Consider the following 259-nt stretch of genomic DNA (forward strand, 5'->3'; position numbering starts at 1 on the left):
CTACGGCTTTCATATTTTGAGGAGATGCCGCACTCCGCCATTTCTTCACTGCTCGGCATCCCGCTCGGCACAGTGAAATCAAGAATTCGGATGGCATGTGAGAAACTAAGATGGGCACTACAACAGAGCCGATGATCCAGCATCATCTCGAAGACGAGATGCTTATGCTCTACGCCGCCGGCAGGCTATCCGAGGGCTGGAGCGTTGCTGCTGCGACACATCTTGCGCTTTGTCCCTCATGCCGTGGCCGCGTTGGGGT

At 55.6% G+C, this 259-nt stretch carries 1 protein-coding gene; it reads left to right on the forward strand.

Features of this window, described 5'->3' with window-relative positions; translation table 11 throughout:
- The coding region (locus SB772_RS42615; RefSeq protein ID WP_410838846.1) for a sigma factor-like helix-turn-helix DNA-binding protein at window positions 1-135 on the forward strand (135 nt) is incomplete at its 5' end.
- Window positions 136-259 lie beyond the last annotated feature (124 nt).

This window comes from Paraburkholderia sp. SIMBA_030, from assembly GCF_046535245.1.
Classification (GTDB): Bacteria; Pseudomonadota; Gammaproteobacteria; order Burkholderiales; family Burkholderiaceae; genus Paraburkholderia.